This window comes from Streptomyces corallincola (assembly GCF_019104725.1).
Taxonomy (GTDB): Bacteria; Actinomycetota; Actinomycetes; order Streptomycetales; family Streptomycetaceae; genus Streptomyces; species Streptomyces corallincola.
This window is the reverse complement of record NZ_JAHRXF010000001.1, coordinates 108451-134668: the sequence shown is the minus strand read 5'-3', so window position 1 is coordinate 134668 and position 26218 is coordinate 108451. Positions and strand designations below refer to the sequence as shown.

The window sequence follows — 26218 nt, the reverse complement described above, 5'->3', positions numbered from 1 at the left end:
GCGCAGGCCGGAGACAGCGTTACTCAGTCTCTCGCGCATCTGACAACGTTGTCCAGGCTCTATGCTCGACGCCACATCCTCAGACGGTCCGCCGGAACCGTACCGGACGCCGCCGGACCGTACGTACGACAGGAACAGGACGCCGCATCGTGCCCGACACCACCCGCCGCGCAGACCGCAACTCCGGGCCCCGTTACGGCAATCGTCCCACGATGAAGGACGTGGCCGCGAGGGCCGGGGTGGGGCTGAAGACGGTCTCCAGGGTGGTCAACGGCGAGCCCGGTGTCACCCCGGACACCGAGCGGCGGGTGCAGGAGGCCATCGACGCGCTCGGTTTCCGCCGCAACGACAGCGCGCGGGTGCTGCGCAAGGGCCGTACGGCAAGCATCGGACTGATCCTGGAGGATCTGGCCGATCCCTTCTACGGTCCGCTGAGCCGCGCGGTCGAGGAGGTGGCCCGTGCGCACGGCGCCCTGCTGATCAACGGTTCCAGCGCCGAGGACCCGGACCGGGAGCAGGAGTTGGCGCTGGCGCTGTGCGCGCGGCGCGTGGACGGTCTGGTCATCATCCCGGCCGGTGACGACCACCGGTATCTGGAGCCGGAGGTGCGGGCGGGGGTGGCCACGGTGTTCGTGGACCGTCCGGCCGGGCGGATCGACGCGGACGTGGTGCTGTCCGACAACTTCGGCGGGGCGCGGGACGGTGTGGCCCATCTGATCGCGCACGGGCACCGGCGGATCGGGTTCATCGGTGACATGCCCCGCATCCATACGGCGGCGGAGCGGCTGCGCGGCTACCGGGCGGCGATGGACGAGGCGGGGATAGAGGTCGAGGAGCCGTGGATGTCGCTCGGCGCCACCGATCCGGACCGGGTGCGCCGGGCCGCCGAGGACATGCTGTCCGGGCCGGACGCGGTGACGGCGATCTTCACCGGCAACAACCGGGTGACGGTGACCGTGGTGCGGGTGCTGGCCGAGTTGGAGCGTCCGGTGGCGCTGGTCGGCTTCGACGACATCGAGCTGGCCGATCTGCTGCGGCCCGGTGTCACGGTGGTGGCGCAGGACGCGGCGGCGCTGGGGCGCACGGCGGCCGAGCGGCTGTTCCGTCAACTCGACGGCACGCTGCTCGCGCCGGAGCGGATCGAGCTGCCGACCCGGCTCGTGACGCGGGGCTCGGGCGAGCTGCCGCCCGCGCGGTGAGCCGATGACGACCGGCCGTTCACTGGTGGAACTGGGGCTCGCGGAGGCGCCCCGTGACCGCCCGCTGAGCTATCCGGGCGTCTGGCCCGCCGGGTCCGGTCTGCTGCACGGCGACCGGATGCTCCCGCTGGACCGCCTGACGTACCCCGACCGCTCCCCCGTGCTGGCGGTCGGCTCCAACGCCTCACCGGGCCAACTGCGGCACAAGTTCGCGGAGTTCGGACTGACGACTCCGGTGCCGATGGTGCGTGTCCGGGTGACCGGGGTGGACGTGGGCGTCTCCGCGCATGTGAGCCGTATGGGGTACGTCTCGGCCGCTCCGGTGAAGTCCGCCGGATCGGCACGGGAGTTGTTCCTGATCTGGCTGGACCCCCGGCAACTGGAGGTCATCGACGCCAGTGAGGGCGCGAGGCTGCCCGAGGGCAACTTCCGCCGTGTCTGGGTGCCTTCGCCCGGCGTATGTCTGGAACTGGCGGACGGCACGCTGCTGCCGGGTGCGTATGTGTACGTCAACCGGCACGGCGTACTGCGTGACGGCGACGGCGCGCCGCGTCGGCATCCCGGTCAGCTTCCGCTGCTCACCGAGCTGTTGCGGAGGTCGGCCGGGCTGCGTGAGCTGTTCGGGGACACCCCGGAGGAGTTCAGCGCCCGCGCCCGTGCCGACGTCACCCGGTGCGCGCGGGGTACGCGGCTGTTCGCGGAACTGGGGTGGGTGACGTCGTCCGGTCTGGAGGAGTACGCGCCCGGCCACCCCGGGGGCACCGGTCCGGGCGCCGAACTCCCGCCAACTGAAGGCTAGTCGCCGATCAGGTCACCGCGCCGACGCGGTGAGATCTCCGGGCCGGGGTGCCGCGTGGCTCTCCAGGTCGGACCGGGTCATGCCGCTGAGCCGGGCGACCTCGGCGGTGTCGAGGGCGCCGCAGTCGAGGCCGCGCAGGAGGTAGCCGCTGAGGGCCCTGGCGGTGGCGGGCTCGTCCATCACGTCGCCTTCGGTGCGGTGGGCGTAGCGGGCGAGCCGTCCGGCGGCCTGCTCGAAGCCCTCGCGGTAGAAGGCGAAGACGGCGGCGTAGCGGGTCGGGAGGTGGCCGGGGTGCATGTCCCAGCCCTGGTAGTAGGCGCGGGCGAGGGCGCGCCGGGTGAGGCGGTGGTGCAGCCGCCACGCGTCGTGGACCCGGGGCGTGGGGCCGACGGGCAGGACGTTGGTGGAGCCGTCGCAGACCCGGACGCCGGTGCCCGCCGCGGCGACCTGCATGACGGCCTTGGCGTGGTCGGCGACGGGGTGGTCGCTCGCCTGGTGGGCGGCGGAGACACCGAGGCAGGCGCTGTAGTCGAAGGTGCCGTAGTGCAGACCGGTGGCACGGCCCTCGGCGGCCTGGATCATGCGGGCGACGGTGGCGGTGCCGTCGGCGGCCAGCACCGCCTGGCTGGTCTCGATCTGGATCTCGAAGCCGAGGCGTCCGGCGGGGAGCGCGTGGGCCCTCTCAAAGGCGTCGAGCAGCCGGGCGAAGGCGGTGACCTGTTCGGCGTAGGTGACCTTGGGCAGGGTGAGGAGGAGTCCGCCGGGCAGACCGCCCGCCGCCATGAGGCCGGTGAGGAAGATGTCCAGGGTGCGGATGGCCCGGTCGCGGACGGCGGCCTCCATGCACTTCACGCGGATTCCGGCGTACGGGGTGGCGGTCCCGTCGGTGTGTGCGCGGGCGATCAAGTGGGCGGCGCGGACGGCGTGTTCGTCCTCCTCGGCGTCGGGGCGGACGCCGTAGCCGTCCTCGAAGTCGATGCGCAGGTCCTCCACGGGCTCGCGTTCCAGCTTGGCGCGGACGCGGTCGTGGACCGGCCCGGCGAGGGCGTCGGGGAGGCCGAGGACGGCGGCGAACGAGGCGGCGTCCGGGGCGTGTTCGTCGAGGGCGGCGAGAGCGCGGTCGCCCCAGGCGCGGGCGGTGTCGGCGGTGAAGGTGTCGGCGGGGACGTAAACGGTGTGCACGGGCTGCCGGGTGCCGGGGTCGCCGGGATAGCGGCGCTCCAGTTCGGCGTCCACCGGTGCGAGCAGGGCGCCGATCTCCTCGCTCACGGAACCCGCGAGACTCGTCGCGGCCTTCTCCTGCTGGCCCATCCCGCGCCCTCCAGATGTCCCGCCGTACGGAATCAACAATCCGTTGAATGACGCTATCCGGCCCGCTTCCGGGAGGTCAACACCTCTCCTCCGGAGGCGGGGTGCCACGCCGAGCCCGGCCGGGGCCTACGCGCTCTCCAGGATGCACCGAGGCCCCCGTGACCTGCGCGGTCGCGGGGGCCTCGGCCCGGATCGGCCGCCGGGACGCGCCCGGCGGTGGGGGGACCGGCCCTCGCGGGTCCGGGTCCCGGCGGAGGTCAGCCCTTGCGGGTCTTGATCTCCTCGGTGAGCTGCGGGACGACCTCGAAGAGGTCACCGACCACGCCGTAATCGACCAGGTCGAAGATCGGGGCCTCGGCGTCCTTGTTGACGGCCACGATGGTCTTCGAGGTCTGCATACCGGCCCGGTGCTGGATGGCGCCGGAGATGCCGTTGGCGATGTAGAGCTGCGGCGAGACGGACTTGCCGGTCTGGCCGACCTGGTTGGTGTGCGGGTACCACCCGGCGTCCACGGCGGCGCGGGAGGCGCCGACGGCCGCGCCGAGCTGGTCGGCGAGGGCCTCGATGACCGAGAAGTTCTCGGAGCCGTTGACGCCACGGCCGCCGGAGACCACGATCGCGGCCTCGGTCAGCTCCGGGCGGCCGGTGGACTCGCGCGGGGTGCGGCTGGTGACCTTGGTGCCGGTGGCCTGCGCGGAGAAGGTCACGGAGAGGGCCTCGACCGCACCGGCGGCGGGGGCGGCCTCCACGGCGGCCGAGTTCGGCTTGACCGTGATGACCGGGGTGCCCTTGGCGACGCGGGACTTGGTGGTGAAGGACGCGGCGAACACCGACTGGGTGGCCACCGGGCCCTCGGCACCGGCCTCCAGGTCCACGGCGTCGGTGATGATGCCGGAACCGATGCGGAGCGCCAGGCGGGCGGCGATCTCCTTGCCCTCGGCGGAGGACGGGACGAGTACGGCGGCCGGGGAGACGGCTTCGTGGGCGGCCTGGAGGGCGTCCACCTTGGGTACGACGAGGTAGTCGGCGTACTCGGCGGCGTCGTGGGTGAGGACCTTCACCGCGCCGTGCTCGGCGAGGGTGGCGGCGGTGTCGGCGGCGCCGTTGCCGAGCGCCACGGCGACGGGCTCGCCGATGCGGCGGGCCAGGGTCAGGAGCTCCAGGGTGGGCTTGCGGACGGCACCGTCGAGGTGATCGACGTAGACGAGGACTTCAGCCATGCGAATGCTCTCCTGCTAAACGAAGTTGAGGGGCGGGCGGCGGGGGCCAGGGGGTGTTTCGAAAGTGGCGCCGGGCAGACGGGACTTTCGAAACGCGCCCTAGATGAACTTCTGGCCCGCGAGGAACTCGGCGAGCTGCTTGCCGCCCTCGCCCTCGTCCTTGACGATGGTGCCTGCCGTGCGGGCGGGGCGCTGGGTGGCGTCCTCGACCTTGGTCCAGGCACCGTCCAGGCCGACCTCCTCGGCCTCGATGTCCAGGTCGGACAGGTCCCAGGACTCCACCGGCTTCTTCTTGGCCGCCATGATGCCCTTGAAGGACGGGTAGCGGGCCTCTCCGGACTGGTCGGTGACCGACACGACCGCCGGGAGCTGCGCCTGGAGCTGCTCGGAGGCGGTGTCGCCGTCACGGCGGCCCGTGACCGTGCCGTCCTCGACGGAGACCTCGGAGAGCAGGGTGACCTGCGGGACACCGAGGCGCTCGGCGACCAGCGCGGGCACGACGCCCATCGTGCCGTCGGTGGAGGCCATGCCGGAGATCACGAGGTCGTAACCGGCCTTCTCGATCGCCTTGGCGAGCACCAGGGAGGTGCCGATGGCGTCGGTGCCGTGCAGGTCGTCGTCCTCGACGTGGATGGCCTTGTCGGCGCCCATCGACAGCGCCTTGCGCAGCGCGTCCTTGGCGTCCTCGGGGCCGATGGTGAGAACGGTGACCTCGGCGTCGTCCGCGTTCTCCGAGATCTGGAGGGCCTGCTCGACGGCGTACTCGTCCAGTTCGGAGAGCAGACCGTCCACGTCGTCGCGATCGACGGTCAGGTCATCGGCGAAGTGCCGGTCGCCGGTGGCGTCGGGCACGTACTTCACAGTGACAACGATCCTCAAGCTCACGCCGGCTCTCCTACTGCATCGTCTTTTTCCGGGCTGCCTCTTGCCAGGCAGCATAGGCGCCTGAAGCGGCCGATCCCGGTCCGGGGCGTCGGGGCGCTCCGGCCGAAATATTACTCGTCAGTACACTCAGTTCATGCCCGCTGAGCAAGCGCTTTGAACTGTGACCTTCGCAACGCAGCGTAACCGGAACTCGTCTCCGCCGCCGAAGCGGGCGGGGTGATCAGTCCCGCAGGCCGTTGAAGCGTCCCTGGTGGTAGAGGAGGGGCTGTCCGGCCCCGTTCGCGTCCCCGACGACGACCTCCGCGAGCACGATCCGGTGATCACCGGCGGGCACGCGGGCCACCACCCGGCACACCAGCCAGGCCAGCACGCCGTCCAGCACGGGGACGCCGTGCGGCCCCTCGCGCCACGCCGTCGGCCGCCCGAACCGGTCGGCCCCGCTGCGCGCGAAGGTGGCGGCCAGGTCGCTCTGGTGCTCGCCGAGTATGTGCACGCCGACGTGTTCCGCCCCGGACACCGCGGGCCAGCTCGACGCGCCGGTGCCGATGCCGAAGGAGACCAGCGGGGGTTCGGCGGAGACCGAGGTGAGGGAGGTGGCGGTGAAACCGGCCGGTCCGGCGGCGCCGGACGCGGTGACGACCGCGACACCGGCGGCGTGCCGCCGGAAGGTGGAACGCAGCAGGTCGGGCGTGGCGGTCCGGAGAGCGCCGAGGTCGGGTGTGGCCGTCATGGGGTGTCCTTCTTCCGCGGTGGCAGGCGTACGGGTCCGTGGGTGCTCAGCGGCCCGGACAGCGCGCGTCGGCGATCCGGGCGAGGTCCACGGGGACCCTCGCGGCGAGAAGGAGTGGGATCGGCACCCCGCCAGGCTGACGAAGGGGGGTACGCGCGGTCAAGGGCGTTCCGTCATGCGGGAGATGTCCCGCCGGGCGCGCCCGGCGCGTGCCGCCCCGGCCGTCCGCCGGGCGCACACCGCCCGCGCGGACCCGCGGCCCGCTCCTCGGATCGCCTCTCACATCGCCTCCCCGAGCGCCGCGATCACGTCCGCCCGGCGCGGCTGCCCCGCCGCCCGCCGCACCACGCGTCCCTCCGCGTCGAGCACCAGCACGGTGGGGGTACGGGCCACCTCCGTCCGCCGTACGAGGTCCAGGTGCGCCTCGGCGTCGATCTCGACGTGGGCCACGCCGGGGACCAGCGCGGCCACGTCCGCGAGGACGCGCCGGGTGGCCCGGCAGGGCGCGCAGAACGCGGTGGAGAACTGGACGAGGGTGGCCCGCTCCCCCAGTGCGGTGCCCAACTCGGCCGCGCGCAGCCGCATTTCCTGGTCCTGCCCGTGCACCGGGCACCCTCCGCTTCTCCGCTCGCGCGGTGTCCGGACGACGCGCACGGGGTCGGACCCGCGGCGGCCGCCCTCGGGTCGTCACCCCCGGACAGCGTCCGCCGGGCCGGGAAGATTCCCGCGCCGCGTCCGCGTCACGTGACGAGGATCTCCCCGTGGCCGGGCACCGGAGGTGGTCCCCCGTCCGTTCTTGGGGCACGATCTGCGGGACGCCGTAACCTACGGCCGCGTAAGTTACCCGCCTCCACCCGCCGGGAGCCCCTTTCCCGAGCAGAGCAGAAAGGGCCCCTCCCCGAACATGGCCGAGTTGGTCTACCGCCCCGTCATCGGATTCGCCAAGACGATGTTCAAGGTCTGGGACCTGAAGATCGACTGCCAGGGCGCGGAGAACATCCCGCGGACGGGCGGCGCCGTGCTGGTGAGCAATCACATCAGCTATCTGGACTTCATCTTCAACGGGCTGGCGGCCCTGCCGCAGAAGCGTCTGGTGCGGTTCATGGCCAAGGAGTCGGTCTTCCGGCACAAGGTGTCCGGGCCGCTGATGCGCGCGATGAAGCACATCCCGGTGGACCGCGGGCAGGGTGACGAGGCGTACGCGCACGCGCTGGACTCGCTGCGCTCCGGGGAGGTCGTCGGGGTGTTCCCCGAGGCCACGATCTCGCCCTCGTTCACGTTGAAGACCTTCAAGTCCGGTGCGGCCAGGCTCGCGCAGGAGGCGGGTGTGCCGCTGGTGCCGATGGCGCTGTGGGGCACGCAGCGGCTGTGGACGAAGGGCCATCCGCGCAACTTCCGCCGCAGCCACACCCCGATCACCCTGCGGGTGGGCGAGCCGGTGCGGGCGGCCGACGGCGACCCGGCGGACGGCGACCTCACGGGCGCCCTCACCCGGCGGCTGCGCGAGCGCGTGCAGGAGCTGCTGGAGGCGGCCCAGCGGGCCTATCCGGCGCGGCCGAGGAACCCCGAGGACTCCTGGTGGCTCCCGGCCCACCTCGGCGGTACGGCACCCCTGGCGGAGTAGGCGCCCCCCGTACACAAGTGAGCGGCCACCCGGGGGAGTTCCCCGGGTGGCCGCTCGTCGCCGTGCCGTCAGCGGGCCATCTCCTCCTTGAGCGCGGCGACAAAGAGGTCCACGTCCTCCTCGGTGGTGTCGAAGGCGCACATCCAGCGCACGACACCGGCGTTCTCGTCCCAGAAGTAGAAGCGGAACCGCTTCTGCAGCCGCACGCTCACCTCGTGCGGGAGCCGGGCGAACACACCGTTGGCCTGCACGGGGTAGAGGATCTCCACCCCGTGCACCGCGCGGACGCCCTCCGCGAGCCGCTGGGCCATCTCGTTGGCGTGCCGGGCGTTGCGCAGCCACAGGTCCTTGGCGAGCAGCGCCTCCAACTGCACCGAGACGAAGCGCATCTTGGAGGCGAGCTGCATGGACAGCTTGCGCAGATGCCTCATGTGGCTGACCGCGTCCGGGTTCAGCACGACCACGGCCTCACCGAACACCGCGCCGTTCTTCGTGCCGCCCAGCGACAGGATGTCCACGCCGACGGCGTTGGTGAACGTGCGCATCGGCACGTCCAGGGAGGCCGCGGCGTTGGCTATCCGGGACCCGTCCAGGTGCACCTTCATGCCGTGCGCGTGGGCGTGGTCGCAGATCGCGCGGATCTCGTCCGGCGTGTAGAGGGTGCCGAGTTCGGTGCTCTGGGTGATCGAGACGACCTGCGGCATGGCGCGGTGCTCGTCGTCCCAGCCGTACGCCTGCCGGTCGATCAGCTCGGGGGTGAGCTTGCCGTCCGGGGTGGGCACGGTGAGCAGCTTGAGGCCGCCCATGCGTTCCGGGGCGCCGCCCTCGTCCACGTTGATGTGGGCGCTCTCCGCCGTGATCACCGCTCCCCAGCGGTCGGTGACCGCCTGGAGGGCGACGACGTTGGCACCGGTGCCGTTGAAGACGGGGAACGCCTCGGCGGATGCACCGAAGTGACCGCGCACGATCCGCTGGAGGTTCGCGGTGTAGTCGTCCTCCCCGTACGCCACCTGGTGGCCGCCGTTGGCGAGGGCCAGGGCGGCCAGCACCTCGGGGTGGGCCCCGGCGTAGTTGTCGCTGGCGAAACCGCGGACGTCCGGGTCGTGGTGGCGACGCGCGTCGGTCCTGGGTGGGTTCACGGCTTCTCGGTCAGCCACAGACGGTTTCCGTTCACTTCGGCGGCGGGCCGCTGCCAGACGCCCTCGATGGCCTCGGCCAGGTCCTTGACGTCGGTGAAGCCCGCGAACTTCGCGTTGGGGCGTTCGGCGCGCATCGCGTCGTGCACCAGTGCCTTCACCACCAGGATCGCAGCCGCCGAGCGCGGTCCGTCCTCGCCCCCCGCCTTGCGGAAGCCGTCGGCCATCGCCAGCGTCCAGGACTCGGCGGCGGCCTTGGCGGCGGAGTACGCGGCGTTCCCGGCCGTCGGCTTCTGGGCACCGGCGGCGCTGGTGAGGACGTAACGGCCCCGGTCACTGCGCTGGAGGGCGTCGAAGAAGGCCAGCGAGGTGTGCTGCACCGTGCGGATCAGCAGCTTCTCCAGCAGGTCCCAGTCGGCGAGGTCGGTCTCGGCGAAGCCGGAGCTGCCGCGCCAGCCGCCGACGAGGTGGACCAGGCCGTCGATCCGGCCGTGCTCCTTCTCGATGCGCGCCGCCCACTGCCGGGCGGAGTCCAGGTCGAGCAGATCGACCGTCTCACCGGTGACGGTGGCGCCGCCGCGGGCGTAGCGCGCCGCGTCCACCGCCTCGGCCAGCCGCTCGGCGCTGTTGTCGGCGCCGACCACGACCGCGCCCGCCTCGGCCAGCCTGACCAGCGTCGCCTGTCCGGCGGGACCGCCCGCACCGGCCACCGCGATCACCGCTCCGGTGAGAGACCCGTTCCCCATGTTCTTCCCCTCTGGTGCTGCCTGCTGGACGCGGTCGCTCACGCGGCGAGCCGCTCGGCACTGTCCGCCGTGATGCCCTTGGTGGAGGCGATCACGTTCTTCAGCTTCTTGGACAGGGCCTCGTAGAACATGCTGAGCGGAAACTCGTCCGGAAGCACGTCGTCCACCAGTTTGCGCGGGGGCTGGGTGAGGTCGAGGGCGTCGGGGCCCTTGGCCCACTTGGAGCCGGGGTGCGGGGCGAGGTAGGTGGCGACCAGCTCGTACCCGGCGAACCAGTGGACGATCTTCGGGCGGTCGATGCCGTCGCGGTACAGCTGCTCGATGTCGGCGCACAGCTGGTTGGTGACCTGCGGGGCGCGCTCCCAGTCGATGGTGAGCTTGTTGTCCGTCCAGCGGACCACGTCGTGCTTGTGCAGGTAGGCGAAGAGGAGCTGGCCGCCGAGACCGTCGTAGTTGCGCACCCGGTCGCCGGTGACGGGGAAGCGGAACATCCGGTCGAACAGGACGGCGTACTGCACGTCACGGGCCTGCGGGACGCCGTCGGCCTGGAGCGCGACGGCCTCCTTGAAGGCGGTCAGGTCGCAGCGCAGCTCCTCCAGGCCGTACATCCAGAACGGCTGGCGCTGCTTGATCATGAACGGGTCGAACGGCAGGTCGCCGTGGCTGTGGGTGCGGTCGTGGACCATGTCCCACAGCACGAACGCGTCCTCGCAGCGGCGCTGGTCGTGGACCATCGCGGCGATGTCCTCGGGCAGTTCCAGACCGAGCAGGCCGACGGCGGCGTCGGTGACCCGGCGGAAGCGGGCCGCCTCGCGGTCGCAGAAGATGCCACCCCAGGAGAAACGTTCCGGCGCTTCGCGGACGGCGATGGTCTCCGGGAAGAGGACGGCCGAGTTGGTGTCGTAACCGGCCGTGAAGTCCTCGAAGGTGATGCCGCAGAAGAGCGGGTTGTCGTACCGGGTGCGCTCCAGCTCGGCCAGCCACTCGGGCCAGACCATGCGCAGCACGACCGCTTCGAGGTTGCGGTCGGGGTTGCCGTTCTGGGTGTACATCGGGAAGACGACGAGGTGCTGGAGCCCGTCGGCGCGCTGGGCGGCGGGCTGGAAGGCCAGCAGGGAGTCGAGGAAGTCCGGCACCGCGAAGCCGCCCTCGGCCCAGCGGCGCAGGTCGCCGACCAGTGCCTCGTGGTAGGCCGCGTCGTGCGGGAGGAGCGGGGAGAGCTGCTCGACGGCACCGGTGATCCGGCGGACGGCGGCCTCGACAAGGGCGCGGTCGGGGGCGCCCTCCGCGTCGAAGTCGATCGATCCGTCCTTGGACTGCGATGGCCGGATCTGCTCCACGGCCTCCTTGAGCTGGGTCCATGCGGGGTGCTCGACCACCCTGGTCTGCGAAGGAGCGCGTCCTTCGGTAGCGGCCTGCTCAAGAATTTCCGTCATGTCCCATCCTCCACGGGAGAACCTCGCGTATGGACACCGTATGCGTACCCGGTTTCCCGCATCAAGAGGCATTGCGGGAAATTATTCTGCGCGACCGCATGGTCACCGCTGATTTTCCTGCGCGAAACCGTGATGGCGGTCACTTCGACGTTGGGCGTACGGGGTGGACGGGTGGGGTACGAGGGGCGGAATCCAGCCGGGGGACACGCGTGCGTCCGGACAGCGGTGGGGCGGCGGTCGCGGCCGTCTCCGGGTGAGCGCGGGGGCGGAAACACGCCAGGCGGAGCGCGCTTCGCACTCCCGTCCGGGCGCGTACGCGCGGGTCGAACCGGGAAGGGCGCCGTTAGGCTGCGTAGCCTGCCGCGCGGACGACGGAGTCCCGTCGGATACGCGGGTGCCCGAACCGCCGCTGACGGAAGCGAGTCGAACCTTGAACTTCCTTACCATCGGTCATCGCGGGGTCATGGGCGTCGAGCCCGAGAACACCCTCCGTTCCTTCGTCGCCGCGCAGCAGGCCGGCCTCGACCTCATCGAACTCGATCTCCATCTGAGCAAGGACGGCGCGCTGGTCGTCATGCACGACGCGGACGTGGACCGTACGACCGACGGCAGCGGGCCCATCGCGGAGAAGACCCTCGCGGAGCTGCGAGCGCTGGACGCGGGCCGGGGTGAGCGGGTCCCGGTCTTCGAGGAGGTGCTGGACGCGGTGGACGCGCCGCTCCAGGCGGAGATCAAGGACGTGGCGGCGGCCCACGCGCTGGCCGAGGTCATGATCCGGCGGGAGCTGGCCGGGCGGGTGGAGGTCTCGTCGTTCCACGACGAGGCGGTCGCCGAGATCGGGCGCCTGGTGCCGGGGGTGCGCACGGCGCTCATCGCGGGCCGCTACGGTCCCGAGGTGGTCCGGCGCGCCCTGGACGCGGGCGCCTCGACCCTCGTCCTCAATATCCGCCGGATCACCCTGGAGGTCGTCGAACGCGCACGGGCGGCCGACCTCCGCGTGATCGGCTGGACCGTCAACACCCAGGACCAGCTGCGGCTGGTACGCGCGCTGGGGCTCGACGGCGCGACGACCGACTATCCGGACATCAAGCGGACGGGGCGCTTCACGGCTTGAGCGTGAAGCGGGGTGCGGGAGCGGGTACGGGTGCCGGGAGTTCGGGGCGCCGGGGCCCTGCGGTGGACCGGGCGCCCATGTGGGGTGACAGGTGGATGGCGCGCACCTGGCGCATGGGGAAAGCATGGTGCGGGGGCACATGGCTCCCGCCCACATGGCGCGTTGCCGTACCCCTTACGGCGTCCGGTCCCCGAGTCGCCCCGCCCGCTCTTCGAGCCGCTTGATCAGCAACTCGAAGCGGAGGTCGTCCCGCTGAGGGATGCCGAAGCGCTCGTCGCCGTACGGGAACGGGGTCGTCCGGCCCGTACGGCGGTACCCGCGCCGCTCGTACCAGGCGATGAGGTCTTCGCGTACGGAGATCACGGTCATGTGCATCTCGGCGGCGCCCCAGGTCTCGCGGGCGCGGCGCTCGGCCTCGGCGAGGATCACCTTGCCGAGTCCGGCGCCCTGGAGAGCCGGGGTGACCGCGAACATGCCGAAGTAGGCGTGGTCCCCGCGGTGTTCGAGCTGGCAGCAGGCGACGATGCGGCCGTCCCGCTCGACGGTCATCACATGGCTGTCCGGCGACTTGATCACCTGGAGCACACCCTCGGGGTCGGTGCGCTGCCCCTCCAGGATGTCCGCCTCGGTCGTCCACCCCGCCCGGCTGGAGTCCCCCCGGTAGGCCGACTCGACCAGCGCGACGAGCTCGTCCACATCGGCGTCGGTGGCGTCCCGGAAGGTCACCCCTGAAGCGGCGGTCTCCATGCGTGCGGCTCCGATCTGCGGCAGGGGGTACCGGGGACGAGGGTAACCCCGGCGGGTACGGAGCCGACCCGGGGACGACACAGGTACCGGGGCCGCCCCGGTACTGGGAGCGGCGCCACGGTCCGGGGATACGCGGAGGTGTCACCCCTTTCCCACCAGGTGTGCTCCGTCGAATGCTCCCCGTGTACACCCTTGCGCTCGCGTGCGCTCCGCCCGGTGTGGGCATCGCATCCCTCGACCGGGTGTCGAACGGGTGGAGGAGCAGGTGCACGGACCGGTGTCGGCCGCCTGGCTGCTGGTCGCGCTGTGCGCGGCGACCGGGGCCTACTGCCTGCTGCGCATGCGCAGCGGCGTCGAGAACCAGCGTCGCGCGGCGGGCGGGGAGGCGCTGATGGGCTTCGGCATGGCCGCGATGGCCGTGCCCGCCACGGTGTTCCGGCCTCCGGAGTGGGCCTGGCCGCTATACGCGGCGGTGTTCGGCGCCGCCGCGCTGCGGGCGCTGTGGGTGGCCCGGCGCGACCCGCACCATCTGCACCACGTGGTGGGCACGGCGGCGATGATCTACATGTCCCTGGTGATGGCGGCGGCGCCCGCCGTCACCGGCTCCCACCACCACGACCACACGGCCACCGGCATACCCCTGGTGACCGGCGGGCTCCTCCTCTACTTCGGCGGGTACGTCCTGCTCTCCGGCGCGCGTCTGGTTCCGACGCACGGTGACGCACAGGCCCCTGCCGCACCGCGCGCCCGCTGGGGGGACCGGCCGGAGCTGGTGCGCGCGTGCCGGTTGTCGATGGGGATCGGGATGGTGGCGATGCTGTTGACGGTCTGAGGCCCACGACACGCGGGTGCGGAACACATGGGCGGACGCCACATGGACCCGGGGCACATGGGCCCGGGGCATGGGGGCGGAGCACATGGGCGCGGGGCACACACGGACGTTCGGCGCCTCACGTTGCCTGCGTCACTTCCCGTCGCTACTCCCCCCATGAGCACCTCGGCGCTCATAAGGTGCTGCGCATGATGGTCCCCGTGGCACTGTTGCTGCTCGGCGCGCTGACCGCCGTCGTCGCTCCGCGCTCACTGGCGCGTGCCGACTGGCGGGACCGGGAGCCGGTCGTGGCCCTGTGGGTGTGGCAGTGCGTGGTGGTGGCGGTGCTGCTGTGCTGCGCGCTGTCGATGACGCTGAGCGCGGCGGCGGCCTGGGACGCGGTGCGCGCGTATCTGTTCGCGTCGGCGCCGCGCGCGGTGGTGGACGCCTACGCGCTCGGCACCGCCGGGCCGTGGGCCGCCGCCACGGCGATCGCGCTGGCCCTGGGCGGGGTGTGGACGCTGGCCATGCTGGTGCGCGAGGTCCTGCGGGCGCGCACGCGCAGGCGGCGCAGGCGCACCGAACTCCTGGTTCGCGCACCGCTGTTGCCCGGCGAGGAGTCGGAGGCCGATCGTCTGGTCGTCCTGGAGGGTGAGCGGCCGGATGCCTGGTGGCTGTCCGGTCCCGCCCCTCGACTGGTCGTCACCACGGCCGCGTTGCGCCGGTTGAAGGGCCGTCAGCTGGACGCGCTGCTGGCGCATGAGCAGGGTCACGACCGGGCCCGGCACCACTGGCTGCTGCACTGCTCGGCCGCGCTGGCGGGCGGGTTCCCGCAGGTACCGGTGTTCGCCGCGTTCCGTGACGAGATGCACCGGCTGGTGGAGTTGGCGGCGGACGACATGGCGTCCCGGCGTTTCGGCCGCCGGACCACGGCGCTCGCGCTGGTCGAACTCAACGAGGACCGAGGCGTGTTCGGCCCCTCCCCCGCCCCCGGCGCGCAACTGCGTGAGCGGGTGGACCGGCTGCTGACGCCGGCGGACCGGCTGCCCGCCGTGCACCGGCTGCGTCTGACGGCGGCCGGAGCGCTGGTGCCGGTGGTCCCGTGCCTCGTCGCCCTCGTACCGGGGTTGCACGCCCTGGGCTGACCACCGGGCGCGGGGCCTACGGGCGGCCGACTCGGCGCCGCCGGGTGGTGGCGACTGGCCGTCGAGTGGACGAAGATCGCCGCATGTCCGACCAGCCGACGCACGACCGTCCGTCCCACCGGAGGGAACCGCGCGACCGGGCGATCGTCGGCGCCGTGGTGCTCGCCGTCTGCTCCGCGCTGCTGCTGGCGCTCGTCGCGGCGCGCTGGCGGCCCCTCATGGATCTGGACGGCGCGGTGGCGCGCGGCGCGCACGGCCCGGCGGTCCGCGACCACGCGCTGACCCACGCGCTCCGTGTCCTGTCGGACTGGGTGTGGGACCCGCTGACCATGCGACTGCTGTGCGTGGTGGCCGTGGTCTGGCTGGTGTGGCGGAGATCCATGTGGTGGACCGCCATGTGGCTGGCGACCACTGTGGCGGTTTCGGCCGTGGTCCAGCAGGCGCTGAAGGCGGCCGTGGGGCGCCCGCGTCCGCACTGGTCCGACCCGGTCGCGGTCGCGCGGTACGCCGCGTTCCCCTCCGGGCACGCGATGACGGCGACCGTGGTCTGCGGGCTGCTGCTGTGGCTGCTGCACCGGTACGGCGCCGCGCGCCCGGTACGGCGTACGGCGCTCGCCGTGGCCGTGGTGTCGGTGCTGGGTGTGGGGCTGACCCGGGTGTGGCTGGGGGTGCACTGGCTGTCCGACGTGGTCGGCGGCTGGTTGCTGGGGGCGCTCCTGGTGGCCGTCGCCGTGGCGGTTCTCGAAGGACGGACCCGCACGGGCGCGCGCTCACCGCGCCGCTAGTGCCGCGACCGGAAGGTTCACCGGCCAACCTTTCCGGTCGCGGCACTAGAGTGCGCGCATGGCTGCCGTCCTCTTCGACTTCTCCGGGACCCTGTTCCGTATCGAGCCCGCCGTCTCGTGGCTGCGCGCCGCGCTGACGGCGACCGGTCACACCCTTCCCGACGCCGAAGTCGTCCGGATGGCGGCCGAGTTGGAGGCTGTCGGCGCACAGCCCGGCGGGCTCTCACCGGTGGAGGTGCCGGAGGATCTCGCGGAGATGTGGGCGGTGCGCGACGAGAGCGCCGAGGCCCACCGCGCCGCCTTCACCGGGCTGTCCCGGCAGGTCCCGATGACCGTGCCGGGTCTTCATGACGCCCTGTACGCACGGCACATGGAGCCGGAGGCGTGGGCGCCGTACCCGGACGCGGCGCCGGTGCTGCGCACCCTGCGCGAGCGGGGCGCGGGGATCGCGGTGGTGAGCAACATCGGCTGGGACCTGCGCCCGGTCTTCCGCGCGCACGGCCTCGACGCGTACGTGGACGCGTACGTCCTGTCGTACGAGTACGGCGTGCAGAAGCCGGACGTACGGCTGTTCGCGGCGGCGTGCGAGCGGCTGGGGGTCGCGCCGGAGGAGACGCTGATGGTGGGCGACAGCAAGGAGGCCGACGGCGGCGCCGCCGAACTCGGCTGCCGGGTGCACTTCGTGGAGCACCTGCCGGTGGACGAGCGCCCCGACGGACTGCTTCCGGCGCTGGACCAGGCGCGCTGAACGCCCTTCGCGCGAAACCGACTTGCCGAGACGACGTTCCAACCGGCATGCGAAAGCCGTTCGTTCCGAGGCGATCCCCCGCGTCGCCCCGGAACGAACGGCAGCATGATGCCGACTCCGCCCGAGGGGAGCCCGCGCCCTGAGTATAGTTGGCTGCCAGCCAGTCAACGCAGGAGTTACAGGATGTCCCCGCGCAGCGCGTCGGTCAATGAAGAGTTGCGCCGCCGTTCGCGCGAGCGGCTGTTGCAGGCGGCGGTGGAACTGGTCGATGAACGCGGTTTCGAGGCCACGACGCTGGCCGGAATCGCGGACCGGGCGGGTTCGGCGCGCGGTCTGGTCTCGTACTACTTCCCCGGCAAGCGCCAGCTCGTGCAGTCGGCCGTGCACCGGCTGATGCACCGCACGCTGGAGGAGGCGCTGGAGCGCGAGCCGCGCACGGAGGACGGCCGGGAGCGGCTGGCCCGCGCCATCGACGCGATCCTCGGCCTCACCCAAGACCACCCGGCCCTGATGCGCCAGCACATGGCCGGGCTCCTCCAGGCCGAGGGATTCGTCCAGTGCCCGGAACAGCGCCGCCTCTCCGAACTCCTCGGCGACACGGTCGCCCGCTACGGCTCCCAGAACGTCACCGCCGACTACCCCATGCTCCGCGCGGCCCTGATGGGCGCCGTCTTCGCCGCCCTCGTCCCCGGGGTGCCCATGCCCGTCCCCGCACTCCGCCGCGAACTCTTCGGCCGCTACGCCCTCGACTGGGACCTCGGCGTCCCTCCGGGCAGCACCCCCGAGTCCCCCGGCGGCCGGGACCTCTCCCGCTTCTTCGCCACGGAGAACCGGGACGACCGACCGGAGTCCGACACCGCGTCCTGACACGGCACCCCGGACCCGCGCCTCGAACCCGTCTCCTGGACCCGCGCCCTCAGGCCCCGCCCGAGCCCCGCTCCAGTGCTGCGGACAGGTCCCGCTGGTAGGTCGCGTACGCCGTGCGGAGTTCCTCGCCCGGCCAGTCCGGCGGGAGGAGTTCCGGGGGCAGTACCGGGTCGGTGAGCAGGTGGCGGAGGGCCGCGGCGTAGGCGGTGAGGCGGGCGGGCGGGGTGTGGGCGTGGGCGGCGCGGGCCAGGAGGGTGCGGGCGGTCGTGGCCCAGGGACCGAGGGGCCAGAGGCGGGCGGCCAGTTCGTGCGGGGAGCCGTCGGGGCGGGCGCTGGCGGTGAGGGCGGAACCGGCGAGGTCGGCGGGGAGCGGGCGGGCCAGGTTGGCGGGGCGCAGCCAGACGCCCTCGCGGAGTTCGGCCAGGCGGAGGGCGGCGAGGCGGGCGCGGAGGTCGGCGCGTTCGGCGGGGCCCCGGCCGGTCGCGGTGACGGCGAGCATCTCCCAGTCGCCATGCCACGCGCGGGTGCGGGGACGCAGGGCCTCGTCCTGGCGGCGCTGCCGGTCGAGCAGACGGTCGCTGAGCCGGTAGACGGCGTCGGAGCGGCGCAGGTCACCGGCGGCCACCATGCGGCTGAGGGCGGCACGGAGCGTGGAGCCGCCGACCCCGAAGGACTCCACCAGGCCGACGAGATCCCTCACCGGCAGCTCGGGCGGGTGCGTGCCGAGCAGCAGACTCAGCACGACCGACCGGGCCGACAGCGGCCGGAGCCCGGCGGTACCGGCCTCCACCTGCTCGTTCGCACGCATGGACACGTACTGTACGTCCGCCCCGATGTTGCAGCATTGCTACAGTCGCAGGAAGAGTGCAACATGGCGTCATGGACCCGCACTCCGCGCCGCAGTCGCCGTCCCCGTCCGCAGCCACCCACGACGTCGTCAACCAGCCCCCGCCCCTCGCGCCGTACGACGCCTCGACGGACGCGGCACTGCTGGAGGGGCTGCGCCGGGAGGGCGCGGGGTGGGCCGAGGAGGACGTGCGGCGCGTCGGCCGGGCGGCGGGCGGCGCGGAGGCGCAGGAGTGGGGTGAGCTGGCGAACCGGCACGAGCCGGAGCTGCGCACCCACGACCGATACGGAAATCGGATCGACGAGGTGGAGTTCCACCCGAGCTGGCACCACCTGATGCGCACCGCCGTCGCCGAGGGGCTGGCGGGCGCCCCCTGGGCCGACGACCGCCCCGGCGCGCATGTGGCCCGTACGGCGGGCGGGCTGGTGTGGCACCACACGGACGCCGGGCACGGCTGCCCCGCGTCGATGACGTACGCCGCCGTCCCCGCGCTGCGCGCCCAGCCGGAGCTGGCCAAGGTGTACGAGCCGCTGCTGACCAGCCGGGTGTACGACCCGGAGCTGCGCGTTCCGTCCCAGAAGCCCGGCCTGCTCGCCGGGATGGGCATGACGGAGAAGCAGGGCGGCTCCGACGTGCGCACCAACACCACGGTGGCGACGCCCACTGCCGAGGAGGGGGTTTACACGCTGCGTGGGCACAAATGGTTCACGTCGGCGCCGATGTGCGACGTGTTCCTGGTGCTGGCGCAGGCGCCGGGCGGGCTGTCCTGCTTCCTGGTGCCGCGTGTGCTGCCGGACGGCACCCGCAACACCTTCCGTATCCAGCGGCTGAAGGACAAGCTCGGCAACCGGTCCAACGCGTCGTCGGAGCCGGAGTTCGACCGCACCGTGGCGTGGCTGGTGGGGCCGGAGGGGCGGGGGGTGAAGACGATCATCGAGATGGTCAACTACACCCGGCTGGACTGTGTGATGTCGTCCGCGACCCTGATGCGCAAGTCGCTCGTGGAGGCGGGCCATCACGCCCGGCACCGCAGCGCGTTCGGGGCGCGGCTGATCGACCAGCCGCTGATGCGCAACGTCCTGGCCGATCTGGCGCTGGAGTCGGAGGCGGCGACGACGCTGACGCTGCGGCTCGCGGGCGCGGCAGACCGGGCGGTGCGCGGTGACGAGGGCGAGCGTGCGTTCCGGCGGATCGCCACCGCCGTCGGCAAGTACTGGGTCACCAAGCGCGGTCCGGCGTTCACCGCCGAGGCACTGGAGTGCCTGGGCGGCAACGGGTACGTCGAGGACTCCGGGATGCCGCGCCACTACCGTGAGGCCCCGCTGCTCTCCATCTGGGAGGGCTCGGGCAACGTCAACGCCCTCGACGTGCTCCGCGCGCTGGGCCGGGACCCGGAGACGGCGGAGGCGCTGTTCGGTGAACTGGGCCTCGCGCACGGCGCGGACGCCCGCCTGGACGCCGCCGTGGCCGGGCTGCGCACGCGGTTGGCGGAGGCGGATCAGGTGAGCGCGCGCCGCCTGGTCGAGCGGATGGCGCTGGTCCTCCAGGCGTCCCTGCTGGTCCGGCACGCCCCGCACGCCGTCGCGGACGCGTTCTGCGCGTCCCGGCTGGACGGCGACTGGGGGCACGCGTTCGGCACGCTTCCGGCGGGCAGCGGCCTGGACGCCATCCTGGAGCGGGCGCTGCCGGGGATGTGAGGCGGGGCGCCGCGCTGCCGGGCGGAGGGAACGCGTTCCGGCCGGGGTGCCGGGGCCACAGCCCGACGGGCACCGGCCACCGCACCCGGCCGCACCCGCACCCGCACCTCCATCCGCGTCCCCGGTCTCACCACGGCATCCGCCGCCACTGCGGTCCCAGGCGTGCCCATTCCGACTGCCAGCGGTCCAGGCGGCGGCGTTCCATCCGCCCGCGCAGGACCTCACCGGCGACGAGCGGGACGGCGGCGGCGCTGAGGCCGACCAGGCCGCCCACGAGGGTGGCGCGGAAGGTGGCTTCGGCGGGTGTGGTCGGCCGGGACACGAGGTGTCCCCACGAGTCGGTCCAGACGGTGACCGTCGTACCGGCCGCGCTGCCGGGCTCCACGCGGGTGCGGCCGGTGTGCGCGGAGCCGTCGGGCACGGTCCAGCGGACCCGCGCCCAGACCCGGCCGCCGTCGGCGTCGCCGTTCCCGTCGTCGCCGGTGTCGGCGGAGCGGCCCGGCGCGCGGGCGAGGAGTTGGGCGGCGGCGGGCTGCCAGTCGGCGCGTTCACGGGCGAGACCCCGCTCGACGGACCCGGCCGAACCGAGCCCGGCGAGTACGCCGGTCAGCGCGGTCAGCAGCCAGACGGCGACCACCACCCAGCCCTCCAGCAGGTCCGCCCGGCGTCTGAGCGGGTTGCGCCGCCAACGCCACAGCCACACCTTGGGACCACGGAACGCCTTCAAAGGCATCCTCCTCACCGAGCGCACCGACAGGCCGGACCGGTCTCCCTTACGTGGGGAACCGGCCCGTTGCTCACGACGAGCCGTCGTCTCCGACGGTCGCACGGGACGCGCCCTCCGCGCAGGCACATTCCGCAACGCACCGCGCCTATCTCGTCACCCGGCCGACGACACCCCCGGTGACCTGGGGCGACACGGCACGCGGGGGCGGCTGTCAGTGGTGGGGTGCACACTGGCCGACATCCGAGGGTTTACCCGGACGACGGCGTCCCGGAGGTGATCGGCATGACCGAGGTACTGCTCGCCGTGGGCACCCGCAAGGGTCTGTTCATCGGGCGACGGCGCGGCGGCGCCTGGGAGTTCGACGACAGCCCGTACTTCAACGCGCAGGCGGTGTACGCGGTCGCGGTGGACACCCGGAGCCCCCGGCCCCGGCTGCTCGCGGCCGGGGACAGCGCGCACTGGGGTCCGTCGGTCTTCCACTCCGACGACTTGGGCCGTACGTGGAGCGAACCCGCGCGCCCGGCCGTCAGGTTCCCGAAGGACACCGGGGCCTCACTGGAGCGGGTCTGGCAGTTGCACCCGTCCGCCGCCGAACCGGACGTGGTGTTCGCGGGGACGGAACCGGCGGCGCTGTACCGCTCGGAGGACCGGGGCGAGAGCTTCGAGCTGGTCCGCCCGCTGTGGGAGCATCCGACGCGGTCCCGATGGGTGCCGGGCGGGGGCGGCGAGGGGCTGCACACGGTGCTGACGGACGCCCGCGACCCTAAGACGGTCACCGTGGCGGTGTCCACGGCCGGGGTGTTCCGCACGACGGACGGCGGGGCGAGCTGGGAGCCGTCCAACTCCGGTGTGCAGGCCGTGTTCCTGCCCGATCCCGACCCGGAGTTCGGCCAGTGCGTGCACAAGGTCTCGCGGGACGCGGAGGACCCGGACCGGCTGTATCTGCAGAACCACTGGGGTGTGTACCGCAGCGACGACGCGGGCCGGCGGTGGCGGGACATCGGCGCGGGGCTGCCCTCGACGTTCGGGTTCGCGGTGGCCGCACATCCGCACCGGGGCGGCACGGCCTACGTCTTCCCGATCAACGCCGACGCCGACCGGGTCCCCGCCGGACACCGCTGCCGGGTGTTCCGTACGACCGACGCGGGCGGGACCTGGGAGCCGCTGTCGCGCGGCCTGCCCACCGGCGACCACTACGGCACGGTGCTGCGCGACGCGCTGTGCACCGACGACGCCGATCCGGCGGGCGTGTACTTCGGCAACCGCAACGGCGAGGTGTTCGCGTCCGCGGACGACGGGGACAGCTGGGAGCAGATCGGGGCCCACCTGCCGGACGTACTGTGCGTGCGGGCGGCGGTGACCGGGTGAGGCGGGCAGGCCGGGTGGCAGCGGCGGAAGCGGGTCCGGGCGGCCGTGCGCGGACGGGGTCGTGCCACGGCGGCGGTCCCGCGAGAACGCCGAGGCCGGGGCCCGACCCCGCCGACCGGAAACGATCACATCCGCGAACCGACCGGTCGTCCGCGGTCACCCGCGCTCGCTGCTTGATCACCTGTCGGTGTACGGCAGTAGGGTGAATCCCGTGGCACCACGACCTTTGCACGAGATCGTCGAACCCGGCTGGGCCGAGGCCCTGGAACCCGTGGCGGGGAAGGTCGCCGAGATGGGCGACTTCCTGCGCGCGGAGATCGCGGCCGGACGCACGTACCTCCCGGCGGGACCCCATGTCCTGCGCGCGTTCCAGCAGCCCTTCGACGACGTCCGCGTCCTGATCGTCGGTCAGGACCCCTATCCGACCCCCGGCCACGCGGTGGGCCTGTCCTTCTCGGTCGCGCCCGAGGTACGACCGCTGCCGGGCAGCCTGATCAACATCTACCGCGAGCTGGGCACCGACCTGGGCCTGCCCCAGCCGTCCAACGGCGATCTGACGCCGTGGACGCGGCAGGGCGTGCTGCTGCTGAACAGGGCGCTGACCACGGCTCCGCGCAGTCCGGCGGCCCACCGGGGCAAGGGCTGGGAGGAGGTCACCGAGCAGGCGATCCGGGCGCTGGCCGCGCGGGGCAAGCCGCTGGTCTCCATCCTGTGGGGCCGGGACGCCCGCAATCTGCGTCCGCTGCTCGGCCGGTTGCCCGCCGTGGAGTCGGCGCACCCCTCCCCCATGTCGGCGGACCGGGGCTTCTTCGGCTCGCGCCCGTTCAGCCGGGCCAACGACCTGCTGACCGAGCAGGGCGGGCAGCCCGTGGACTGGCGTCTGCCGTGACCCCGCCCGGTTATCTGGCCGTGGACTCCGGCGGCTCCGGCCTGCGGGTCGCGGTCGGCGTACCGGGCCGGGAACCGGCGGCGCGCGGGGAGAGCGCGGAGCCCGTCCGCACCGGCCCACGGGGCATCGACCCCGCCCACCTGATGGCCCAACTCGCGCCTCTGGCACGCGACTTGACGGCACGGTCCGGGGTGGACGGGCTGGTGACGGCCGTGGTGGGCGCCGCCGGGTTCGCCACCCTGGGCGACGCGCTGCGCGCCGAACTGCCCGGCAAGCTCGCCCGCGAACTGGGGGTGCGGACGGTGGCGCTGGCCGCCGACGCGGTGACCGCGTACGCGGGCGCCCTCGGCTCACGGCCGGGCGCGGTGGTCGCCGCCGGTACGGGGCTCATCGCCGTCGGCACCGATCTGACCGGCTGGCGGCGCGCGGACGGCTGGGGGCACCTCCTGGGCGACTGCGGCAGCGGTGCCTGGATCGGCCGGGCGGGGCTGGAGGCGGCGTTGCGCGCCCACGACGGCCGGGACGGCGGCTCCGGGGCGCTGCTGGCCCGCGCGGAGGAGCGGTTCGGGCCGATGCCGGGGTTGCCCGCCCGCCTCTACCCCCGCACCGACCGGGCCGCCGTGCTGGCGTCCTTCGCGCCGGACGTGGCCGCCTGCGCCCCGTACGACCCGGTGGGCGCGGACATCCTCCGGGAGGCCGCCCGTGGCATGGCGGAGTCGATGGCCGCCGTCTGCCCGGCGACCGGCAGACCCGAAGTGTCCTTGACCGGCGGGGTGTTCAAGATGGGTGAGCCGCTTCTCGGCCCGTTGCGGGAGGAGTTGGCACGGCGGCTGCCGCAGGCGCGGCAAGTGACGGCCGAGGGTGATCCGTTGGACGGCTCGGTGCGGATCGCGTCCGAACTGGCCGTCTGGAACTGCGCCCTGCCGCGCGAGCCGTCGTACCTCCATGTGGTCACCGCACCGGCGGGCTGACCCCCCGCTTTCAACCCCCTTGTCCTGTGCGCCCGTTTCCCGGCGACACGTACCCCTCGTAGCACTCAAAGCCGTTCCGCGTCCGGCACATGACAGTAAGAACCTCCTCGTCAAGCGCACCGCACCAGACAAAACCGGACGGATGACGCTCACCCGCACCCTCCCCGAACAGGGAGGCCCGGTGAGCCAGTAACATGCGGCGCCATGAGCTCCCCCACTGGGCCCGCGTCCGGCCTGCCAGTACGAATGCCGCGACCCCGTCAGCCCGGAAGGCACCGCCGACCGGAACCGCTGGTCGCTCCCGAGGGCGCGCCCGCGCTCGTCCTCGCGGTGCCCGGTGCGCCCAGCGCCGGTACGCGCGGCCTGGCCGAGGAGGTCGTGAGCATCGCCCGCTCCGAGCTTCCCGGCCTGGACGCCCGCATCGGCTACCTGGACGGGGACGACGCCGAGTTCCCGAGCCTGAAGTCCGTGCTGGCGCGTGCCGCCGAGGAGCGCACCGCCCGCTTCGAGCAGGCGGTCGCCGCCGGACTCGACGTCAAGGAGCCGGACGGGCCCGTCGCGGTCGTCGTCCCGCTGCTCGCCGGTCCCGACAACTCCCTGCTGCGCCGTATCCGGCAGGCCGTCATGGACAGCAGGGCCGCCGCAGACCTGACCGACGTCCTCGGGCCGCACCCGCTACTGGCGGAGGCGCTGCACGTGCGGCTGTCCGAGGCCGGGCTCGCCCGCGCCGACCGTGCCCGGCTGTTCACCGTGGCCACGGCCGCCGACGGCATCATCCTCGCCTCGGTGGGCGGCGACGACGCCGTGCAGGCCGCCGGGATCACCGGCATGCTGCTCGCCGCGCGGCTCGCGGTGCCGGTGATGGCCGCCGCGCTGGACGACGACGGGGCGATCACCTCCATCGCCGAACAGCTCCGCGCCTCCGGTTCGCAGCAGCTCGCCCTCGCGCCGTACCTGATCGGCCCCGAGGTGGACCAGGCGCTGCTGGCCGCCGCCGCCGAGGAGGCGGGCTGCTCCGTGGCCGAGTCGCTGGGCGCCTACCCGGCGATCGGCAAGCTCGCCCTCGCCAAGTACACGACCGCGCTGGGAATCGCCCCGGCGCAGGCCCAGAGCATGCCGAGCCACTGAAGCCGCGAGGCACGTACCCGTACCCCCGTATCCCGGAAGGGTCCGCTCCAGAACATCTGGGCGGACCCTTCTCTCTGTCCCGTCGCCGGGCCTCGGACCCCGGCCGCGCCCCGTTGCTCGGCGGCCCCGCCGTCCCGGCGCCTCAGCCGAAGACGACGCAGGAGGCCGCCGCCAGCTCCACCGAGCCGTCCCGGCGCGGCAGCCCGGCCGCCTCGTCCACGGCGAACCAGCTGACGTCGCCCGAGCGCTCGTTGGCGACGTAGAGGAACCCCTCGTGGTGGGCGAGCGCGCGCGGCCAGTGGCCGCCGCAGGGGACCGTGCCGACGAGGCGGAGGGTGTCGTCCTGGACGGCGAGGACGGACAGCACGTCCTCGCCGCGCGTCGCGGCCCACACGAAACGGCCGTCGGGCGAGACGACGATGCCCGAGGCGTACGCGTCGCCCGCCGGGGCGCCGGGCAGCAGGGCGACCTCCGCGACCGGCTTGAGGTTGCCGGAGCCCGCGTCCCAGCGGCAGACGGTGACCGTGGGGGTGAGTTCGTTGACGACGTACGCGTGCTCCCCGTCAGGGTGGAACACCAGGTGCCGGGGCCCCGAACCCGGCCGCAGCGCGACCTCGCGGTGCAGCACCGGGACACCGGCGTCCAGCTCGCAGACCCGGACCGAGTCGGTGCCGAGATCGATGCTCACCGCCCAGCGCCCGGTGGGGTCGGCCTGCACCTGATGGGCGTGGGGGCCGCGCTGGCGCCGGTCGTGCGGGCCCGCGCCGATGTGCCGGAGGACACCGGAGGGCCGTGCGGCGAGGGTGCCGTCCGGGCGCAGCGGTACGGCGGTGACGCTGCCGGAGCCGTAGTTGGCGGTCAGCACATGCCCGTCGTACACGGCGAGGTGGGTGGGACCGCTGCCCTCGACCGGCACGGGCGGACCCGCGGGTTCCGGCTTGTCCCGGCCGACGCGGAACGCGGCGACCGCGCCCTCGGCGGTCTCGCTGACCGCGTAGAGCATGCCGCCGTCCGGGGACAGGGCCAGGTAGGAGGGGTCGGGCAGCTGGCCGAGGCCGCCGGTGACGGTCAGCGCCCCGGTGCCGGGATCGACGTCGGCGACGGCGATTCCCGGGCCGCCCGCCGCCGTGAACGAACCGATGAACGCCCTGTGCCGCCGGCTGCCTGCTGCCACCGCTGTCCCTCTCCGCCGAATCCGCCGAAACTCCGTCGCGTGTTCCTGGGTCGAGCCAGTGCCGACGGTAGCAGTCGATCACGTTCGGTCTAGACCACAGGGGGGATCGGTGCG

Annotated in this window: 27 protein-coding genes; 14 read left to right on the top strand and 13 right to left on the bottom strand. The window is 73.2% G+C overall.

The window, feature by feature from the left end; all coding sequences use genetic code 11:
• Positions 1-149: 149 nt before the first annotated feature.
• On the top strand, positions 150-1199 hold the full coding sequence (locus KUM39_RS00605; protein ID WP_217783300.1) for a LacI family DNA-binding transcriptional regulator: 1050 nt from the start codon (positions 150-152) through the stop codon (positions 1197-1199).
• 4 nt (positions 1200-1203) lie between these two features.
• Positions 1204-1998: a hypothetical protein gene (locus KUM39_RS00600; protein ID WP_217783299.1), complete on the top strand. Its 795-nt coding sequence runs from the start codon at positions 1204-1206 to the stop codon at positions 1996-1998.
• A gap of 12 nt (positions 1999-2010) precedes the next feature.
• On the opposite strand, the gene KUM39_RS00595 is transcribed toward KUM39_RS00600, so the two are convergent.
• From KUM39_RS00595 to KUM39_RS00575, 5 genes are all read right to left on the bottom strand, one after another.
• Entirely contained in the window at positions 2011-3309 is a 1299-nt protein-coding gene (locus KUM39_RS00595; protein WP_217783298.1) for a DUF6986 family protein, read from the bottom strand.
• A 257-nt stretch (positions 3310-3566) separates the two neighbouring features.
• A complete protein-coding gene (locus tag KUM39_RS00590; protein WP_217783297.1) occupies positions 3567-4529 on the bottom strand; it encodes an electron transfer flavoprotein subunit alpha/FixB family protein in 963 nt (320 codons plus the stop codon).
• Positions 4530-4628: 99 nt separating this feature from the next.
• Positions 4629-5414 (bottom strand): electron transfer flavoprotein subunit beta/FixA family protein, encoded by a 786-nt coding sequence (locus KUM39_RS00585; protein WP_217783296.1) that lies wholly within the window; start codon positions 5412-5414, stop codon positions 4629-4631.
• Between the two features lie 220 nt (positions 5415-5634).
• Positions 5635-6144: a flavin reductase family protein gene (locus tag KUM39_RS00580; protein ID WP_217783295.1), complete on the bottom strand. Its 510-nt coding sequence runs from the start codon at positions 6142-6144 to the stop codon at positions 5635-5637.
• A gap of 279 nt (positions 6145-6423) precedes the next feature.
• Positions 6424-6729: a TlpA family protein disulfide reductase gene (locus tag KUM39_RS00575; RefSeq protein WP_217783476.1), complete on the bottom strand. Its 306-nt coding sequence runs from the start codon at positions 6727-6729 to the stop codon at positions 6424-6426.
• A 319-nt stretch (positions 6730-7048) separates the two neighbouring features.
• On the opposite strand from KUM39_RS00575, the gene KUM39_RS00570 reads away from it, so the two are divergent.
• Complete coding sequence (locus tag KUM39_RS00570) at positions 7049-7768, top strand: lysophospholipid acyltransferase family protein (RefSeq protein ID WP_217783294.1); 720 nt, start codon at positions 7049-7051, stop codon at positions 7766-7768.
• A 68-nt stretch (positions 7769-7836) separates the two neighbouring features.
• On the opposite strand, the gene KUM39_RS00565 is transcribed toward KUM39_RS00570, so the two are convergent.
• From KUM39_RS00565 to KUM39_RS00555, 3 genes are read right to left on the bottom strand one after another with little or no spacing between them, the layout of a single operon-like run.
• Positions 7837-8907 carry a threonine aldolase family protein gene (locus KUM39_RS00565; RefSeq protein WP_217783293.1) on the bottom strand — a complete coding sequence of 357 codons (1071 nt, stop codon included), beginning with the start codon at positions 8905-8907 and terminating at the stop codon, positions 7837-7839.
• On the bottom strand, positions 8904-9650 hold the full coding sequence (locus tag KUM39_RS00560) for an SDR family NAD(P)-dependent oxidoreductase (protein WP_217783292.1): 747 nt from the start codon (positions 9648-9650) through the stop codon (positions 8904-8906). The genes KUM39_RS00565 and KUM39_RS00560 overlap by 4 nt, the downstream gene beginning before the upstream one ends.
• A 38-nt stretch (positions 9651-9688) precedes the next feature.
• Positions 9689-11086, bottom strand: coding sequence for a DUF6421 family protein (locus KUM39_RS00555; protein ID WP_217783291.1), 1398 nt, complete (start codon positions 11084-11086; stop codon positions 9689-9691).
• Positions 11087-11516: 430 nt separating this feature from the next.
• On the opposite strand from KUM39_RS00555, the gene KUM39_RS00550 reads away from it, so the two are divergent.
• Positions 11517-12200 carry a glycerophosphodiester phosphodiesterase gene (locus tag KUM39_RS00550; protein ID WP_217783290.1) on the top strand — a complete coding sequence of 228 codons (684 nt, stop codon included), beginning with the start codon at positions 11517-11519 and terminating at the stop codon, positions 12198-12200.
• Here KUM39_RS00550 and KUM39_RS28505 read toward each other — a convergent pair.
• Positions 12190-12315 carry a hypothetical protein gene (locus KUM39_RS28505; RefSeq protein ID WP_281425597.1) on the bottom strand — a complete coding sequence of 42 codons (126 nt, stop codon included), beginning with the start codon at positions 12313-12315 and terminating at the stop codon, positions 12190-12192. The genes KUM39_RS00550 and KUM39_RS28505 overlap by 11 nt on opposite strands.
• 59 nt (positions 12316-12374) lie before the next feature.
• Positions 12375-12947: a GNAT family N-acetyltransferase gene (locus tag KUM39_RS00545; protein WP_217783289.1), complete on the bottom strand. Its 573-nt coding sequence runs from the start codon at positions 12945-12947 to the stop codon at positions 12375-12377.
• 265 nt (positions 12948-13212) lie between these two features.
• Between KUM39_RS00545 and KUM39_RS00540 the strand changes: the two genes are divergently transcribed.
• The 5 genes from KUM39_RS00540 (at position 13213) to KUM39_RS00520 (ending at position 17303) form a co-directional block, all read left to right on the top strand.
• A complete protein-coding gene (locus KUM39_RS00540) occupies positions 13213-13779 on the top strand; it encodes a DUF5134 domain-containing protein (RefSeq protein WP_217783288.1) in 567 nt (188 codons plus the stop codon).
• A gap of 188 nt (positions 13780-13967) precedes the next feature.
• Entirely contained in the window at positions 13968-14903 is a 936-nt protein-coding gene (locus tag KUM39_RS00535) for a M56 family metallopeptidase (RefSeq protein ID WP_217783287.1), read from the top strand.
• Between the two features lie 83 nt (positions 14904-14986).
• Positions 14987-15688 (top strand): phosphatase PAP2 family protein, encoded by a 702-nt coding sequence (locus KUM39_RS00530; RefSeq protein ID WP_217783286.1) that lies wholly within the window; start codon positions 14987-14989, stop codon positions 15686-15688.
• Between the two features lie 58 nt (positions 15689-15746).
• A complete protein-coding gene (locus KUM39_RS00525) occupies positions 15747-16436 on the top strand; it encodes an HAD family hydrolase (protein WP_217783285.1) in 690 nt (229 codons plus the stop codon).
• Between the two features lie 183 nt (positions 16437-16619).
• Positions 16620-17303, top strand: a complete 684-nt coding sequence (locus KUM39_RS00520; protein WP_217783284.1) for a TetR/AcrR family transcriptional regulator — start codon at positions 16620-16622, stop codon at positions 17301-17303.
• Between the two features lie 49 nt (positions 17304-17352).
• On the opposite strand, the gene KUM39_RS00515 is transcribed toward KUM39_RS00520, so the two are convergent.
• Positions 17353-18111 carry a PaaX family transcriptional regulator C-terminal domain-containing protein gene (locus KUM39_RS00515; RefSeq protein ID WP_217783283.1) on the bottom strand — a complete coding sequence of 253 codons (759 nt, stop codon included), beginning with the start codon at positions 18109-18111 and terminating at the stop codon, positions 17353-17355.
• Positions 18112-18182: 71 nt separating this feature from the next.
• Here KUM39_RS00515 and KUM39_RS00510 point away from each other — a divergent pair, with 71 nt between their 5' ends.
• Complete coding sequence (locus KUM39_RS00510) at positions 18183-19847, top strand: DNA alkylation response protein (RefSeq protein ID WP_217783282.1); 1665 nt, start codon at positions 18183-18185, stop codon at positions 19845-19847.
• 127 nt (positions 19848-19974) lie between these two features.
• On the opposite strand, the gene KUM39_RS00505 is transcribed toward KUM39_RS00510, so the two are convergent.
• A complete protein-coding gene (locus KUM39_RS00505; protein ID WP_217783281.1) occupies positions 19975-20580 on the bottom strand; it encodes an Rv1733c family protein in 606 nt (201 codons plus the stop codon).
• 276 nt (positions 20581-20856) lie between these two features.
• Between KUM39_RS00505 and KUM39_RS00500 the strand changes: the two genes are divergently transcribed.
• The 4 genes from KUM39_RS00500 (at position 20857) to KUM39_RS00485 (ending at position 24930) form a co-directional block, all read left to right on the top strand.
• The gene (locus KUM39_RS00500; RefSeq protein ID WP_217783280.1) at positions 20857-21942 is read left to right on the top strand and encodes a WD40/YVTN/BNR-like repeat-containing protein; all 1086 of its coding nucleotides are present in this window, start codon (positions 20857-20859) and stop codon (positions 21940-21942) included.
• Positions 21943-22153: 211 nt separating this feature from the next.
• Positions 22154-22831, top strand: coding sequence for a uracil-DNA glycosylase (locus tag KUM39_RS00495; RefSeq protein ID WP_217783279.1), 678 nt, complete (start codon positions 22154-22156; stop codon positions 22829-22831).
• Entirely contained in the window at positions 22828-23802 is a 975-nt protein-coding gene (locus tag KUM39_RS00490) for an N-acetylglucosamine kinase (RefSeq protein ID WP_217783278.1), read from the top strand. Before KUM39_RS00495 ends, KUM39_RS00490 begins: the two co-directional genes overlap by 4 nt.
• Positions 23803-24006: 204 nt before the next feature.
• Positions 24007-24930 carry a sirohydrochlorin chelatase gene (locus tag KUM39_RS00485; protein ID WP_217783277.1) on the top strand — a complete coding sequence of 308 codons (924 nt, stop codon included), beginning with the start codon at positions 24007-24009 and terminating at the stop codon, positions 24928-24930.
• Between the two features lie 142 nt (positions 24931-25072).
• Here the strand turns inward: KUM39_RS00485 and KUM39_RS00480 are convergent, their stop codons facing one another.
• Complete coding sequence (locus KUM39_RS00480; protein ID WP_217783276.1) at positions 25073-26104, bottom strand: lactonase family protein; 1032 nt, start codon at positions 26102-26104, stop codon at positions 25073-25075.
• Between the last annotated feature and the right edge of the window lie 114 nt (positions 26105-26218).